This is a genomic window from Pseudomonas palmensis (assembly GCF_049942755.1).
GTDB classification, from domain to species: domain Bacteria; phylum Pseudomonadota; class Gammaproteobacteria; order Pseudomonadales; family Pseudomonadaceae; genus Aquipseudomonas; species Aquipseudomonas palmensis.
The window spans coordinates 3,920,241-3,934,956 of sequence record NZ_CP187958.1; the positions used below are offsets into that span (position 1 = coordinate 3,920,241).

Annotated in this window: 12 protein-coding genes and 3 tRNA genes; 14 read left to right on the forward strand and 1 reads right to left on the reverse strand. The window is 65.4% G+C overall.

Going from position 1 to position 14,716, the window contains the following annotated elements; translation table 11 throughout:
* Nucleotides 1-87 precede the first annotated feature (87 nt).
* From ACPRTJ_RS18240 to ACPRTJ_RS18305, 14 genes are all read left to right on the forward strand, one after another.
* The gene (locus tag ACPRTJ_RS18240) at nucleotides 88-1,098 is read left to right on the forward strand and encodes an aspartate-semialdehyde dehydrogenase (RefSeq protein ID WP_043862849.1); all 1,011 of its coding nucleotides are present in this window, start codon (nucleotides 88-90) and stop codon (nucleotides 1,096-1,098) included.
* A gap of 175 nt (nucleotides 1,099-1,273) precedes the next feature.
* A complete protein-coding gene (locus ACPRTJ_RS18245; RefSeq protein ID WP_426427164.1) occupies nucleotides 1,274-4,150 on the forward strand; it encodes a FimV/HubP family polar landmark protein in 2,877 nt (958 codons plus the stop codon).
* Between the two features lie 118 nt (nucleotides 4,151-4,268).
* The gene (truA, locus tag ACPRTJ_RS18250; protein ID WP_054916657.1) at nucleotides 4,269-5,114 is read left to right on the forward strand and encodes a tRNA pseudouridine(38-40) synthase TruA; all 846 of its coding nucleotides are present in this window, start codon (nucleotides 4,269-4,271) and stop codon (nucleotides 5,112-5,114) included.
* 38 nt (nucleotides 5,115-5,152) lie between these two features.
* The gene (locus ACPRTJ_RS18255; protein WP_054916652.1) at nucleotides 5,153-5,773 is read left to right on the forward strand and encodes a phosphoribosylanthranilate isomerase; all 621 of its coding nucleotides are present in this window, start codon (nucleotides 5,153-5,155) and stop codon (nucleotides 5,771-5,773) included.
* A 283-nt stretch (nucleotides 5,774-6,056) separates the two neighbouring features.
* Nucleotides 6,057-6,977, forward strand: coding sequence for an acetyl-CoA carboxylase, carboxyltransferase subunit beta (gene accD, locus ACPRTJ_RS18260; protein WP_043862846.1), 921 nt, complete (start codon nucleotides 6,057-6,059; stop codon nucleotides 6,975-6,977).
* Nucleotides 6,974-8,281 (forward strand): bifunctional tetrahydrofolate synthase/dihydrofolate synthase, encoded by a 1,308-nt coding sequence (gene folC, locus ACPRTJ_RS18265; RefSeq protein WP_213606041.1) that lies wholly within the window; start codon nucleotides 6,974-6,976, stop codon nucleotides 8,279-8,281. Before accD ends, folC begins: the two co-directional genes overlap by 4 nt.
* Complete coding sequence (locus tag ACPRTJ_RS18270; RefSeq protein ID WP_058541082.1) at nucleotides 8,265-8,909, forward strand: SPOR domain-containing protein; 645 nt, start codon at nucleotides 8,265-8,267, stop codon at nucleotides 8,907-8,909. Before folC ends, ACPRTJ_RS18270 begins: the two co-directional genes overlap by 17 nt.
* Before the next feature lie 101 nt (nucleotides 8,910-9,010).
* Nucleotides 9,011-9,565, forward strand: a complete 555-nt coding sequence (locus ACPRTJ_RS18275; protein WP_043862843.1) for a CvpA family protein — start codon at nucleotides 9,011-9,013, stop codon at nucleotides 9,563-9,565.
* A gap of 41 nt (nucleotides 9,566-9,606) precedes the next feature.
* The gene (gene purF, locus ACPRTJ_RS18280) at nucleotides 9,607-11,112 is read left to right on the forward strand and encodes an amidophosphoribosyltransferase (RefSeq protein ID WP_043862842.1); all 1,506 of its coding nucleotides are present in this window, start codon (nucleotides 9,607-9,609) and stop codon (nucleotides 11,110-11,112) included.
* 16 nt (nucleotides 11,113-11,128) lie between these two features.
* Complete coding sequence (locus tag ACPRTJ_RS18285; RefSeq protein ID WP_043862841.1) at nucleotides 11,129-12,340, forward strand: O-succinylhomoserine sulfhydrylase; 1,212 nt, start codon at nucleotides 11,129-11,131, stop codon at nucleotides 12,338-12,340.
* Nucleotides 12,341-12,351: 11 nt separating this feature from the next.
* Complete coding sequence (locus tag ACPRTJ_RS18290) at nucleotides 12,352-13,110, forward strand: SDR family oxidoreductase (protein WP_167400232.1); 759 nt, start codon at nucleotides 12,352-12,354, stop codon at nucleotides 13,108-13,110.
* 181 nt (nucleotides 13,111-13,291) lie between these two features.
* Nucleotides 13,292-13,367: transfer RNA gene (locus tag ACPRTJ_RS18295), tRNA-Val, on the forward strand.
* A 77-nt stretch (nucleotides 13,368-13,444) separates the two neighbouring features.
* Nucleotides 13,445-13,521: transfer RNA gene (locus tag ACPRTJ_RS18300), tRNA-Asp, on the forward strand.
* A gap of 95 nt (nucleotides 13,522-13,616) precedes the next feature.
* Nucleotides 13,617-13,693: transfer RNA gene (locus ACPRTJ_RS18305), tRNA-Asp, on the forward strand.
* Between the two features lie 158 nt (nucleotides 13,694-13,851).
* Here ACPRTJ_RS18305 and ACPRTJ_RS18310 read toward each other — a convergent pair.
* Nucleotides 13,852-14,565 (reverse strand): methyl-accepting chemotaxis protein, encoded by a 714-nt coding sequence (locus tag ACPRTJ_RS18310; RefSeq protein ID WP_371920448.1) that lies wholly within the window; start codon nucleotides 14,563-14,565, stop codon nucleotides 13,852-13,854.
* Nucleotides 14,566-14,716: the final 151 nt, after the last annotated feature.

The following is a 14,716-nucleotide window of genomic DNA, read 5'->3' on the forward strand; positions in this document are numbered from 1 at the left end:
GCCTGATGCCTTTGCCGGCACCGGGTGGTCTCGCTGCGGCAATCCGAGTAAAGTGCCGCTCCCCCCGTTCTGCCAGAGGCACTGTCCATGACTCAGACCTACGATATCGCCGTGATCGGCGCCACCGGCACCGTCGGCGAGACCCTGGTGCAAATCCTCGAGGAGCGCGATTTTCCCCTGGGCACCCTGCACCTGCTGGCCAGCAACGAGTCGGCGGGCAGCTCGGTGAACTACCGTGGCAAGAACCTGCGCGTGCGCGAAGTCGATGCCTTCGACTTCAGCCAGGTCAAGCTGGCGTTCTTCGCCGCAGGCCCTGCGGTTACCCGCAGTTTCGCCGCCAAGGCGCGTGCCGCCGGGTGTGCGGTGATCGATCTGTCCGGCGCGCTGTCGGCCGAACAGGTGGCAGCAGTGGTGCCCGAGGCCAATCCACAGGCCATCGACAGTCAGAGCCTGCCCGTGCAACTGGTCAGCCCGAGCGCTGCCGCGGTTGCCCTGGCGGTGGTGCTGGCCCCGCTCAAGCACCTGCTGGAACTGGAACGGGTCAACGTGACGGCGTGCATGGCGGTGTCGGCCCAGGGCCGCGAGGCGGTGGGCGAACTGGCCCGGCAAACTGCGGAGTTGCTCAATGCGCGTCCGCTGGAGCCGCGCTTCTTCGATCGCCAGGTGGCGTTCAACCTGCTGGCCCAGGTGGGTACCAGCGACAGCGAGGGCCATGGCGCCCTGGAGCGTCGCCTGGTGAGTGAGCTGCGCGAGTTGCTTGGCCTGCCTTCGCTGAAGATTTCCGTGACCTGTGTTCAAGTCCCGGTGTTTTTCGGCGATAGCTACACTGTGGCCGTGCACAGTCGCAAGGCGGTCGATCTGGCGGCGGTGAACGCCGTGCTGGAGCACGCCGACAGTGTCGAGCTGGTGGAGGCGGGTGACTACCCGACCCCGGTCGGTGATGCGGTGGCCCAGGATGTGGTGTATGTCGGGCGGGTGCGTGGCGGTGTCGACGAGGCCGAACAGCTCAATCTCTGGCTGACCACCGACAACGTGCGCAAAGGCGCGGCGTTGAACGCCGTACAGCTGGCGGAGTTGTTGATAAAACACCTTGCGTAAAAGATACTTGGCGACGATTTGCACATTGTTTCTGAAATACTGGAAGTGAGCGGCCGTCACGCGCTTGCGGGGCACCTTGCCAACATGATCCGGTGGTCATGCCAGTCAAATGCCTCACGGCGGTTTTTCACTTTCTTCTCGGTAGCCGGGGAAGGTTCATACAAAGGATGAGGTCATGCTTCGAATTCGCAAACTGGTGTTAGCAATAGCCGCGGCATCGGCGCTGTCCTCCGGTATGGCGCATGCGCTGGGGCTGGGCGAGCTGACCCTCAAGTCGGGGCAGAACCAGCCGCTGGATGCCGAGATCGAATTGCTCGATGTGCGTGACCTCACTCCCGCCGAAGTGGTGCCCAGCCTGGCGCCGGCCGAAGAGTTCAGCAAGGCCGGGGTCGAACGCCAGGCGTACCTCAACGACCTGACCTTCACCCCGGTGATCAACCCCAGTGGCAAGAGCGTGCTGCGGGTGACCTCCAGCCAGCCGCTGCCGGCCCCTATGGTCAAGTTCCTGGTGCAGGTGATGTGGCCCCAGGGCCGCCTGCTGCGCGACTACAGCGTACTGATCGACGCCTCCAAATTCTCTCCCGAAGCGGCCCAGGCGGCTTCGGGCGTCACCCCTGCGGTGACCGCGCCCGCCCGCCACACCACCGTGCGTCGCGACACTTTGTGGCAGATTGCCGCCAAGGCGCGCCAGGGTGGATCGGTGCAGCAGACCATGCTGGCGATCCAGGCGCTCAACCCCGATGCCTTCTACAACGGCAACATCAACCAGCTCAAGGTTGGCCAGGTACTTCGCCTGCCCGACCAGCAGCAGATCGCCGCCATCCCCCAGGGCCAGGCCGTCAAGGAAGTGGCCGAGCAGTATGCGGCCTGGCGTGAGGGGCGCCGTCTGGGCCCGCGTGCGCGCCAGCTCGACGCCACCCGGCGTGACGCGGCCGGCGCCGCCCCGGCGCGTATCGCCCAGCAGGACAACCTCAAGCTGGTGGCACCCGGCGGCAAAGGTGCGGCTGGCGACAGCAAGGCCCTGGCCGACAAGCTGGCGATGGCCGAAGAGAGCCTCGACACCACCCGGCGTGACAACGCCGAGCTGAAAAGCCGTGTGGCGGATCTGCAGAGCCAGCTGGACAAGCTGCAGCGCCTGATCGAACTGAAGAACGACCAGCTGGCGCGCCTGGAAGCCCAGAGCGCCGCGCCGGCGAGCCTGCCTGCGCCCGAGCAGCCGGCGATCGATGCCCAGTTGCAGCAGGCGGTACCGAGCGAAGCGGTGGTGTCCCCGGCGCCGGCTGCCGTGGATACCGCGCCGGTGGCCGAAACGCCGCCGGCTGCCGTTACCCCGAGCGATTCGGACAAGATGCTCGACGACCTGCTGGGCAACAGCTGGCTGCTGGCGCTGATCGCAGGTTCAGCCTTGCTGGTGCTGTTGTTGCTTCTGCTGCTGTTGGCGCGCAAGCGTCGTGCCCAGCAGGAGGCTGAAAAGCACATGCGCATGGCGCGAGCCCTGGCCGAGGAAAGCGACCTGGGCCTGGGGCCGGACATGGACCTGCCGCAAAGCAGTTTCGAGGGCCTGGAGGTCTCCGCGCCGAGCGTGACCCTGGCGCCGGGTGTGGTGGCGGCCTCCGCTGCAGCGGCTGCGGCTGCCGAGGTGGCACCCGCCTACGACAGGCTGGACCCGGAGTCCGAGCTGGAGCTGGAGCCGGAATTCGAGCCCAAGCCGGCCCCCGTGGTCGAGCCCGCGCCCGAGCCGGTAGAGGTTCCGTCTCCGGCCCCGGCTGCGGTGGTGGCACCGGCCGTCATCGCACCTGCCGTGCAGGCACCGGCCGAGGACGCCCCCGCGCCAAATGATGATGCCCTGCTGGCGGAAGTCGACCTGAGCATTGCCCGCGGTCGTCTGAACCATGCCGCCGAGCTGCTGGAGCCTGCGGTGGAGCAGGCCCCCGAGCGCGCCGACCTGCGCCTGAAGCTGATGGAAGTCTATGCCCGCCAGGGCGACCGTGACGCCTTTGTCGGCCACGAGCGCCAACTGGTTGCCAATGGTCAGAACCACGCCGATGTCGAGTCGCTCAAGCAGCGTTACCCGGCCATGCTCGGCGTGGCCGCAGCGGGCGTCAGCGCTGCGGCCCTGGCCGCCGAGCTGGATGCCCAGTATGTGCAGGACCTGCTGCAGGACGACCCGCAGCCCGAGCCGGAAATCGAGTTGCCGGGCGAAGACGACCTGGACAGCGCCTTCGACCTGAGCCTGGATGACCTGGAGGGGTTGGAAGGCCTTGAAGACCTCGAAGGTCTCGAGGGCCTGGCAGACCTGCAGATCGATGATCCTCAGGCCCCGCAGGCCACGCCGCCTGCCGATATCGCGGCGCTCGACGACCTCGATTTCGATACCCTGCTGCAAGAGCAGACCCAGACCCAGGCCCAGGCCGAGACGCCAGCGCCGCACGTGCCCGACGTGCAGGAGCAGGCAGTGACTGAAGTGCCGGCCGAGACACCCGCCGGGGTGCCTGCCGAGCCGATGTCCGAACCTGCACCGGTCGAGCCCGAGCCAATCCTGGATGACCTGTCCGACTTCGACCTCGACATGGGCGCCGACCTTGCGCCACCGGCGCCTGAAGCTGCACCCGCCGCTACGCCTGAAGCGCCACTGGATATCGAGGCCCAGTTGGCGGCGTTCGATGACTCACTGGGGCTGGACGACAGCTTCCCGGACCTGGCCGATGATTTCGACCTGTCCCTGGCCGACGAGCCGGACCCGCTGGACGCCAGCTTTGCCGCCGAGCTGGACGACGTCAACGCCGAGCTCGACAAGCTCTCGCAGAACCTCGAACAGCCTTCCATCGCGCCGCACTTCACCGCCGAGGACGCCTCCGACCTGATGCTCGACGAGCCGGAGTTCGACTACCTCTCCGGTACCGACGAAGCCGCCACCAAGCTCGATCTGGCACGTGCCTACATCGACATGGGCGACAACGACGGCGCCCGCGAGATACTCGACGAAGTGATGAAGGAAGGTACCGAGACCCAGCGCAAGGAAGCCATCGAACTGCGTTCGCAGATGAGCTGAACGTCCACCTGAAAGGCCAACGGCAGCCCTCGTGGCTGCCGTTGTCGTTATAATCCGCGCATTGCGTAAACCGACAGGCTGTATCCCCTTGGAAATCATCGATAACGCCGCAGCCGAAATGGCCGCCGAAGGCTTTTTCAGAATCGCGCTGGGCGTGGAATACAAAGGCACCCGCTACCGTGGCTGGCAACGCCAGGCCAGTGGCGTGCCGAGCGTGCAGCAGACCCTCGAGGAGGCACTGTCGAAGGTCGCCGACTCGCCAGTGTCGCTGCAGTGCGCCGGGCGTACCGATGCCGGCGTGCATGCCAGCGGCCAGGTGGTGCATTTCGACACGCGGGCGGTGCGCAGCATGAAGGCCTGGACCATGGGCGCCAACATCAACCTGCCGCATGACGTCAGCGTGTCGTGGGCCAGGCAGATGCCGGCGCACTTTCACGCGCGCTTCAAGGCCATTGCCCGGCGCTACCGCTACGTGATCTACAACGACCAGATCCGCCCGGCGCACCTGGGCGACCAGGTCACCTGGAATCACCGCCCGCTCGATGCCGGGCGCATGGCCGAAGCCGCAGCCTACCTGGTGGGCACCCATGACTTCAGCGCCTACCGCGCCGGCCAGTGCCAGGCCAAGTCGCCGATCAAGCAGATCCATCACCTGCGGGTGAGCCGGCATGGGCGCATGATCGTGCTGGATATCCGTGCCAGCGCCTTCCTGCATCACATGGTGCGCAACATTGCCGGCGTGCTGATGACCATCGGCGCCGGCGAGCGTCCGCCCGAGTGGGCCAGGGAAGTGCTCGAAAGCCGCGTGCGTCGTACCGGCGGGGTGACCGCGCACCCGTTCGGGCTGTACCTGGTGCAGGTGGAATACCATGACGAGTTCGAACTGCCTGAGCGTTTCATCGGGCCACATTTCCTTACGGGTTACGAGTCGTTGACGGCTGACGGCCCGCAAGGCATTTGCTAACATCCGGAGCTTTCCGGTTCAGCTGAGGTTCACAGGCCATGTCCGCCGTTCGCAGCAAGATCTGCGGGATTACCCGCATCGAGGATGCGCTGGCCGCGGCCGAGGCGGGCGCCGACGCCATCGGGCTGGTGTTCTACGCCAGAAGTCCGCGGGCGGTGAACGTGCAGCAGGCGCGGGCGATCATCGCTGCACTGCCGCCCTTCGTCACCACCGTGGGCCTGTTCGTCAACGCCAGCCGCTGTGAGCTCAACGAGATCCTCGACGCCGTGCCGCTGGACCTGCTGCAGTTTCATGGCGACGAAACCCCGGCCGACTGCGACGGCTACCACCGTCCCTGGATCAAGGCCCTGCGGGTTCGCCCCGGGGATGACCTGGAGGCCGGCTGCCAGCAGTACGCCAAGGCCAGCGGCATCCTCCTCGACACTTTCGTGGCCGGCGTTCCGGGTGGAACCGGCGAGGCGTTCGACTGGTCCCTGATACCCGAGCACCTGAGCAAGCCGATCATCCTGGCTGGCGGCCTCTCGGCCGACAATGTCGGGGCGGCCATCGCCCAGGTGCGTCCTTACGCAGTGGACGTCAGTGGTGGGGTGGAGCAGGCCAAGGGCATCAAGGACCCGGCCCGCATCGAGGCGTTCATGCGCGCGGTGCGCCAGGCGTGAGGGGCGGGCGAATGCTCGATGTGACGGCTGGCGGTGCGCCATCGTCCATAGCTTTCGCAGCCCGTTGCTGCCGGATCGCGCCCACGGGCCGATCGAAATTACCGGGTGGCGCCACCGGCGTCGCCTTTACAGGTTGACGATGAAGCTGGGGCAGGGTGGTACCGCGCTGAACGCGCACCGCCGGCCACGTTTCATCATCGCGTCATACACGAATTGAGCTCAAGGGCATACGCGTGACCCGGCAACTTTTGCCTGCCGGTCGCCGCTACTGGAGAAAGAAAGCATGAGCAACTGGTTGGTAGACAAACTGATCCCTTCGATCATGCGTTCCGAGGTGAAGAAGAGCTCGGTACCCGAAGGGCTGTGGCACAAATGCCCGTCCTGCGAGGCCGTGCTGTATCGTCCGGAGCTGGAAAAGACCCTGGATGTGTGCCCCAAGTGCAATCACCACATGCGCATCGGCGCACGTGCACGCATCGACATCTTCCTCGACGCCGAAGGCCGCAATGAGCTGGGTGCCGACCTGGAGCCGGTCGACCGCCTGAAGTTCCGCGACGGCAAGAAGTACAAGGACCGCCTGGTTGCTGCGCAGAAGCAGACCGGCGAAAAGGACGCCCTGGTTTCCATGAGCGGTACCCTGCTGGGCATGCCGGTGGTGGTCAGTGCGTTCGAGTTCTCCTTCATGGGCGGTTCGATGGGTGCCATCGTCGGCGAGCGTTTCGTGCGTGCCGCCAACTATGCCCTGGAAAACCGTTGTCCGATGGTCTGCTTCTCGGCCTCGGGCGGCGCGCGCATGCAGGAAGCGCTGATCTCGCTGATGCAGATGGCCAAGACCTCCGCCGTGCTGGCGCGCCTGCGCGAAGAAGGCATTCCGTTCATTTCGGTTCTCACCGACCCTGTTTACGGCGGCGTTTCGGCCAGCCTGGCAATGCTCGGCGACGTGATCGTGGGCGAGCCCAAGGCGCTGATCGGCTTTGCCGGCCCACGGGTTATCGAACAGACCGTGCGCGAAAAACTGCCTGAAGGCTTCCAGCGCAGCGAGTTCCTGCTGGAGCATGGTGCCATCGACATGATCATCGCCCGATCCGAACTGCGCCCGCGCCTGGGCAATCTGCTGGCACAGATGATGGGCCTGCCGACGCCGAAGTTCGTCGCCCCCGTGATCGAGCCGATCGTGGTACCACCGGTGCCTGCCAACGTATGACCCAGCGCACCCTGGGCGAGTGGCTCGCCTACCTCGAGCAGTTGCACCCGTCGACAATCGACATGGGCCTGGAGCGTTCGCGGCAGGTCGCAACGCGCCTCGGGCTGGGCCAGCCCGCGCCTCGGGTGATTACCGTTACCGGCACCAATGGCAAGGGCTCTACCTGTGCCTTCGTGGCCAGCCTGCTGCAGGCCCAAGGCCTGAAGGTCGGGGTCTACAGCTCGCCGCACCTGCTGCGCTACAACGAGCGGGTGCAGATCGACGGCCAGCAGGCCAGCGATGCGCAGCTGTGCCAGGCATTCGCCGCCGTCGAAGCGGCGCGTGGCGAGACCTCCCTGACCTACTTCGAGGCCGGTACCCTGGCGGCGTTCTGGCTGTTCCAGCAGTCGGCGCTGGACGCCGTGGTGCTTGAAGTGGGCCTGGGCGGGCGGCTCGACACCGTCAACCTGGTGGACGCCGACCTTGCCGTGGTCACCAGTATCGGTGTCGACCATTGCGATTTCCTTGGCGATACCCGTGAGTCGGTGGCCTTCGAGAAGGCCGGGATTTTCCGTGCCGGCAAGCCGGCGCTGTGTGGCGACCTCGACCCGCCGCAGCCGCTGCTGGACAAGGCACGCGAACTAGGCTGCCGGTTCCTGCTGCGCGGACGCGACTTCGACCTGTCCAGCACCGACCAGTACTGGCAGTGGCGGGGCGTGGATGCGCACGGCAATGCCGTCGAGCTGCACGACCTGCCGTTGCTTGATCTGCCCATGGAAAACGCGGCGCTGGCGTTGCAGACCTACCTGCTGACCGGCCTGCCCTGGAGTGCCGCGCAGATCGCCCAGGCACTGCGCGACACCCGTATCGTCGGGCGCCTCGACCGTCGCCAGTTCATCTGGCAGGGCAAGCACCTGAGCATTCTGCTCGACGTCGGCCATAATCCACATGCGGCCCAGTACCTCGCTCAGCGCCTGGCTTCGCGCCCGGTGGCCGGCAGGCGCCTGGCGGTGTTCGGCCTGCTGGCCGACAAGGACCTGGCCGGGGTGATCGAACCGCTGCATGCGCAAGTGGCCCACTGGGCGGTCGCGCCACTGGATACCGCCCGCAGCCGGCCTGCAAGCGAGTTGCAGGCCGCGTTGCAGAACCTTGGCGCCGACGTGAAGTCGTATGCAAGCGTCGCCGACGCCCTTGACGGGCAGTGCGCGCAAGCGACGGCAGGCGACCAGATCCTGCTGTTCGGATCATTTTTCTGTGTCGGCGAGGCCCTGCAGTGGCTGAGCCGGCAGACCATGGAGGACGGGGCAAATGGCGTTGCTGGATAAAGTCGTCAAGCAGCGGATGGTGGGCGCGCTGGTGCTGGTGGCACTGGCGGTGATCTTCCTGCCGATGCTGTTCACCCGTGAGGACGAGCTGCGCCAGGTGCATGTCGAGGCGCCCGCCGCCCCGGCTGTGCCGGCCTTGCCGCAGGTGCAGGTGGAGCCGGTGGAGGTGCCCGAGCCGCAGGTGATCCAGGATGAGGCGCTCACCGCCCAGGAACCCAGCGCACCGAGCACGCCCATTGCCCCGGCACCGGTGGTGACTGCACCCACCCCAGCGCCCGCCGCGCCGGTGGCGGAGGCCAAGCCGGCCACGCCTGCGCCGGTCAGCAAGCCTGCGGCGGCCCCGGCCAAGCCGGTTGCCAGTGCACCTGCCAAGGTCGATGGCAATGGCCTGCCGGTGAGCTGGTCGGTGCAACTGGCCAGCCTGTCCAACCGCGCCAATGCCGAGAACCTGCAGAAAACCCTGCGCAGCCAGGGCTACAACGCCTATATCCGCTCGGCCGAAGGTACCAACCGGGTGTTCGTCGGGCCGCTGATCGAGCGTGCCGAAGCCGAGCGCTTGCGCGATGTGATCAACCGCCAGCAGAACCTCAAGGGTTTTGTGGTGCGCTTCCAGCCCGAACGTAGCTGACCCTCCCCGCCGTCCGGCCGCCGCCGGACGGCAAATCACCGCTTACCGATAGCCCACCGCTCTGGTAAAATGCGCCGCCTTATCCGTTTGCAGGCAGCACTGTGGCATTTACCTGGGTCGACTGGGCGATTCTCGCGATCATCGCCGTTTCTTCGCTGATCAGTCTCAAGCGCGGTTTCGTCAAGGAAGCCTTGTCGCTGCTTACCTGGATCATCGCCGGTGCGGTCGCCTGGATGTTCGGTGGCGGTATCTCGCAGTACCTTGAAGGCTACATCCAGACGCCGTCGGCGCGGGTGATAGCCGGATGTGCCATTCTTTTCGTCGCCACCTTGCTGGTGGGGGCAATGATCAATTTTCTGATCGGCGAGCTGATTCGCGTCACCGGGTTGTCCGGGACCGATCGCTTCCTGGGCATGGCGTTCGGCGCCGCTCGCGGGGCCCTGCTCGTCGTGGTGGCGGTCGGGCTGCTGAGCCTGGGGCCGGTACAACAGGACCCGTGGTGGCAGGAGTCTCGCCTGCTGCCACAATTTCTATTGGTGGCTGACTGGTCGAAAAACCTCATTCTGGGGCTGACCAGCCAGTGGCTAGCCAGCGGAATCAGCGCACCGGCTGATCTCCCGTTTCAAGAACAGTTGCTTGGGCCCAAAGCGCCCTGAGTGCTGATCCGTCAAGTTTCATAATGTAGGGGTTGCGTCGCATGTGTGGCATCGTCGGTATCGTCGGTAAGTCGAACGTCAATCAGGCGCTGTATGACGCGCTAACCGTGCTCCAGCACCGCGGCCAGGATGCTGCCGGTATCGTTACAAGCCATGATGGCCGACTATTCCTGCGCAAGGACAACGGCCTGGTACGTGACGTGTTCCAGCAGCGTCACATGCAGCGTCTGGTGGGCCACATGGGCATCGGTCATGTGCGCTACCCGACCGCGGGCAGCTCGACCTCGGCCGAGGCCCAGCCGTTCTACGTCAACTCGCCGTATGGCATCACCCTGGCGCACAACGGCAACCTGACCAATGTGGAGCAACTGGCCAAGGAGATCTACGAGTCCGACCTGCGCCACGTCAACACCAACTCCGACTCCGAAGTGCTGCTCAACGTATTCGCCCATGAGCTGGCGGTGCGCGGCAAGCTGCAACCGACCGAGGAAGACGTGTTCGCCGCCGTGACCGACGTGCACAACCGTTGCGTGGGTGGCTACGCGGTGGTGGCGATGATCACCGGCTACGGCATCGTCGGCTTCCGCGATCCGAACGGCATCCGCCCGATCGTGTTCGGCCAGCGTCACACCGACGAAGGCGTCGAATACATGATCGCCTCCGAAAGCGTCTCGCTGGACGTGCTCGGCTTCACCCTGATCCGCGACCTGGCGCCGGGCGAAGCGGTGTACATCACCGAAGAAGGCAAGCTGCACACCCGCCAGTGCGCCATCGCGCCCAAGCTTTCCCCCTGCATCTTCGAGCACGTTTACCTGGCCCGCCCGGATTCGATCATCGACGGTGTTTCGGTGTACAAGGCGCGCCTGCGCATGGGCGAGAAGCTTGCCGAGAAGATCCTGCGCGAGCGTCCCGAGCACGACATCGACGTGGTCATCCCGATTCCCGACACCAGCCGTACAGCGGCGCTGGAACTGGCCAACCACCTGGGCGTGAAGTTCCGTGAAGGCTTCGTCAAGAACCGCTACATCGGCCGTACCTTCATCATGCCCGGCCAGGCCGCGCGCAAGAAGTCGGTACGCCAGAAGCTCAATGCCATCGAGCTGGAGTTCCGCGGCAAGAACGTGATGCTGGTCGACGACTCGATCGTGCGCGGCACCACCTGCAAGCAGATCATCCAGATGGCCCGCGAAGCCGGCGCGAAGAACGTCTACTTCTGCTCCGCCGCGCCAGCGGTGCGTTTCCCCAACGTCTACGGCATCGACATGCCGAGCGCTCATGAACTGATCGCGCACAACCGCAGCACCCAGGACGTGGCCGAACTGATCGGCGCCGACTGGCTGGTCTACCAGGACCTGCCGGACCTGATCGAGGCTGTAGGTGGTGGCAAGATCAAGATCGAGCATTTCGATTGCGCGGTATTCGATGGCCAGTACGTGACTGGCGACATCGACGCCGCCTACCTGGACAAGATCGAGCAGGCGCGCAACGACGCCTCCAAGGTCAAGAACCAGGCGGTCAGCGCGATCATCGACCTTTACAACAACTGACAAGGGGAGCAACGGCATGACACAGCAATGGGATGCCGGGCGCCTGGACAGCGACCTCGACGGGGTCGCTTTCGATACGCTGGCGGTACGCGCCGGCCAGCATCGCACGCCGGAAGGTGAGCACAGCGACCCGCTGTTTTTCACCTCCAGCTACGTGTTCCGTACGGCGGCCGATGCCGCTGCGCGGTTCGCCGGCGAGGTTCCAGGCAACGTCTATTCGCGCTACACCAACCCGACCGTAAGGGCCTTCGAGGAGCGCATCGCCGCCCTGGAAGGCGCCGAGCAGGCGGTCGCCACCTCCACAGGCATGTCCGCGATCCTGTCGCTGGTGATGGCCTTGTGCAGCGCTGGCGACCACGTGCTGGTCTCGCAGAGCGTGTTCGGTTCGACCATCAGCCTGTTCGAGAAGTACTTCAAGCGCTTCGGCGTGCAGGTCGACTACGTGCCGCTGGCCAACCTGGCTGGCTGGGAACAGGCGATCAAGCCCAATACCAGGCTGCTGTTCGTCGAGTCGCCGTCCAATCCGCTGGCCGAGCTGGTGGACATCGGCGCGCTGGCCGAGATCGCCCATGCCCGGGGCGCGCTGCTGGTGGTGGACAACTGCTTCAGCACTCCGGCCCTGCAACAGCCATTGAAGCTGGGCGCGGACATCGTCATGCATTCGGCGACCAAGTTCATCGACGGCCAGGGGCGCTGCATGGGCGGCGTGGTCGCCGGGCGCAACGAGCACATGAAGGAAGTGGTGGGCTTTCTGCGTACTGCGGGGCCGACGCTGAGCCCGTTCAACGCCTGGGTGTTCCTCAAGGGCCTGGAAACGCTGAACCTGCGCATGCGCGCCCACTGCGCCAATGCCCAGGCCCTGGCCGAGTGGCTGGAGCAGCAGGACGGTGTCGAGAAGGTGCATTACGCCGGCCTGCCAAGCCACCCGCAGCACGAGCTGGCCAAGCGCCAGATGCGCGGCTTCGGTGCGGTGGTGAGCTTCGAGGTCAAGGGTGGCAAGGAGGGCGCATGGCGCTTCATCGACGCCACGCGGCTGATTTCGATCACCGCCAACCTGGGTGACAGCAAGACCACCATCACCCACCCGGCCACCACCTCCCACGGCCGTCTGGCGCCGCAGGAGCGTGAGGCCGCCGGGATTCGCGACAGCCTGATCAGGGTTGCCGTGGGCCTGGAAGACGTGGGCGACCTGCAGGCCGACCTGGCGCGCGGTCTGGCGGCGCTGTGATCGACTGGTCGGTGAGCGAGAGCAGCCACAACGGGCGTGTGGCGCTGGTAACCGGCGCTGCACGCGGGATCGGCCTGGGCATCGCGGCCTGGCTGATCAGCGAGGGCTGGCAAGTGGTGCTCACCGACCTGGATCGGGCCCGTGGCGCGAAGGTGGCCAAGGTGCTCGGTGACAACGCCTGGTTCGTCGGCATGGACGTGGCCGACGAGGCCCAGGTGACGGTGGGCGTGGCCGAGGTGCTGGGGCAGTTCGGACGCCTGGATGCGCTGGTGTGCAACGCGGCGATTGCCGACCCGCACAATACCACCCTCGAAAGCCTCAGCCTGAATCACTGGAACCGCGTGCTGGCGGTCAACCTGGGTGGCCCGATGCTGCTGGCCAAGCACTGTGCGCCTTACCTGCGCGCGCATTGCGGCGCCATCGTCAACCTGGTGTCCACCCGTGCGGCACAGTCCGAACCCGATACCGAGGCCTATGCTGCGAGCAAGGGCGGGCTGCTGGCCCTGACCCACGCACTGGCCATGAGCCTGGGCCCGGAGATCCGCGTCAACGCTGTCAGCCCTGGCTGGATCGATGCGCGGGACCCTTCGCTGCGCCGTGCCGAGCCCTTGAGCGAGGCCGACCATGCGCAGCACCCGGCGGGCAGGGTAGGGACCGTGGAAGATGTGGCGGCGATGGTGGCATGGCTGTTGTCGCGCAACGCGGGTTTTGTCACCGGCCAGGAGTTCGTGGTGGACGGTGGCATGACCAAGAAGATGATTTACACGTAAGCGGCAGGCTTCACGCGACACGCTGCAAGAACCTGTGCAATCGGCTTTTGATTCTGCTTTTACTTGCAGCTTGTTGCTTGAAGCCTGCAGCTGTTTTTTTACGAAAGTGAAAAAAACTTCAACACTGGTATTGACTTAGGTTCGATACCTGCGTAAATTTCACCACCTCAGCGAAGCACACGGGTGATTAGCTCAGCCGGGAGAGCATCTGCCTTACAAGCAGAGGGTCGGCGGTTCGATCCCGTCATCACCCACCACTTCCTGAGATGTTCCTGGCCCGACACTTTCGAAAGACGGTGTTACCAGAGAGGAACAGGACGCAAGTCCACTATGCGCAGCGGTAGTTCAGTCGGTTAGAATACCGGCCTGTCACGCCGGGGGTCGCGGGTTCGAGTCCCGTCCGCTGCGCCACTTTTCTCCAGATCGGTTCAACAACCGGTTTGAGGTCCGAAGCCAAGGCTTCAGGCCAGATCCCAGTTTCAAACAGGTGAAAGCCTGTGCGATACGCAGCGGTAGTTCAGTCGGTTAGAATACCGGCCTGTCACGCCGGGGGTCGCGGGTTCGAGTCCCGTCCGCTGCGCCATATCCGCCTCGAGGCCCTTGAACTCCTCGAAGCAACAAAAAAAGCGACCTTAGGGTCGCTTTTTTTGTGCCTGCAGAAAAGCCTGGCCGCCAAGGCTGGCACCCGCTGGCGACGTACTGCCTGCAGGTGCCGGCCTTGCTGGCGAAAGAATATGCCCCTCAGACCTTGAAGCGCGAAAGCAGCCCTTGCAGCTCAGTGCCCAGGCGCGCCAGCTCTGCCGCCGAGGTGGCAGTGTGCGCCGAGGCGGTGGACGTCTGTTCGGCCACATCACGCACACTGATCACGCTGCGACCGATCTCTTCGGCTACCGCGCTCTGCTGTTCGGCGGCGGTCGCGATCTGCACGTTCATGGCCTGGATGTGCGTGACCGTGTGTGTGATGGCCTGCAGCTCCACGCCTGCCTCATTGGCCAGCCCGACTGTCGTACCGACCATGCCCTGGCTGGTGTGCATGCGTTCTGCAGCCCTCTGCGCACCCTGCTGCAATGACCCGATCAATGTCTCGATCTCTGCGGTGGACTGCTGGGTGCGTTGGGCCAGCCCGCGCACCTCATCGGCCACCACGGCGAAGCCACGCCCGGCCTCGCCGGCACGTGCCGCCTCGATGGCGGCGTTGAGCGCCAGCAGGTTGGTCTGCTCGGCGATGGCATTGATCACCGTCATCACACTGCCGATGCGTTCGCTCTCTTCGGACAACCTGCCGACGGCGTCGGCGGAGGTGCCGATGTCGTCGGCCAACTGGTCGATCTGGGTCAGTGCGCGCTGTACCACCAGATTGCCCTGGCTGGCCTGGCTGTTGGCCTGGCGGGTGGCGGTACTGGCCTGCTCGGCATTGCGCGCCACTTCCTGCACCGTGGCTACCATTTCGCTCATGGCCGTGGCGACCTGGTCGGTCTCCAGTTTCTGGCTGTCGACGCCGGCACGGGTCTGTTCGGTGATGGCCGAGAGCTGCTCGGCCGCCGCTGACAACTGAGCGGTAACGGTGCCCACCTGGCCCAGCACACCGCGCAGGTTGTCGCCGCTT

What these genes read in the sequence shown, in the direction of transcription:
- ACPRTJ_RS18255 (WP_054916652.1), top strand. Translation starts at nt 5,153, where the DNA reads ATGTCCGCCGTTCGCAGCAAGATCTGCGGGATTACCCGCATCGAGGAT.
- ACPRTJ_RS18270 (WP_058541082.1), top strand. Translation starts at nt 8,265, where the DNA reads ATGGCGTTGCTGGATAAAGTCGTCAAGCAGCGGATGGTGGGCGCGCTG.
- purF (WP_043862842.1), top strand. Translation starts at nt 9,607, where the DNA reads ATGTGTGGCATCGTCGGTATCGTCGGTAAGTCGAACGTCAATCAGGCG.
- truA (WP_054916657.1), top strand. Translation starts at nt 4,269, where the DNA reads ATGGCCGCCGAAGGCTTTTTCAGAATCGCGCTGGGCGTGGAATACAAA.
- folC (WP_213606041.1), top strand. Translation starts at nt 6,974, where the DNA reads ATGACCCAGCGCACCCTGGGCGAGTGGCTCGCCTACCTCGAGCAGTTG.
- ACPRTJ_RS18285 (WP_043862841.1), top strand. Translation starts at nt 11,129, where the DNA reads ATGACACAGCAATGGGATGCCGGGCGCCTGGACAGCGACCTCGACGGG.
- ACPRTJ_RS18240 (WP_043862849.1), top strand. Translation starts at nt 88, where the DNA reads ATGACTCAGACCTACGATATCGCCGTGATCGGCGCCACCGGCACCGTC.
- ACPRTJ_RS18310 (WP_371920448.1), bottom strand. Translation starts at nt 14,565, where the DNA reads ATGAGCGAAATGGTAGCCACGGTGCAGGAAGTGGCGCGCAATGCCGAG.
- accD (WP_043862846.1), top strand. Translation starts at nt 6,057, where the DNA reads ATGAGCAACTGGTTGGTAGACAAACTGATCCCTTCGATCATGCGTTCC.
- ACPRTJ_RS18245 (WP_426427164.1), top strand. Translation starts at nt 1,274, where the DNA reads ATGCTTCGAATTCGCAAACTGGTGTTAGCAATAGCCGCGGCATCGGCG.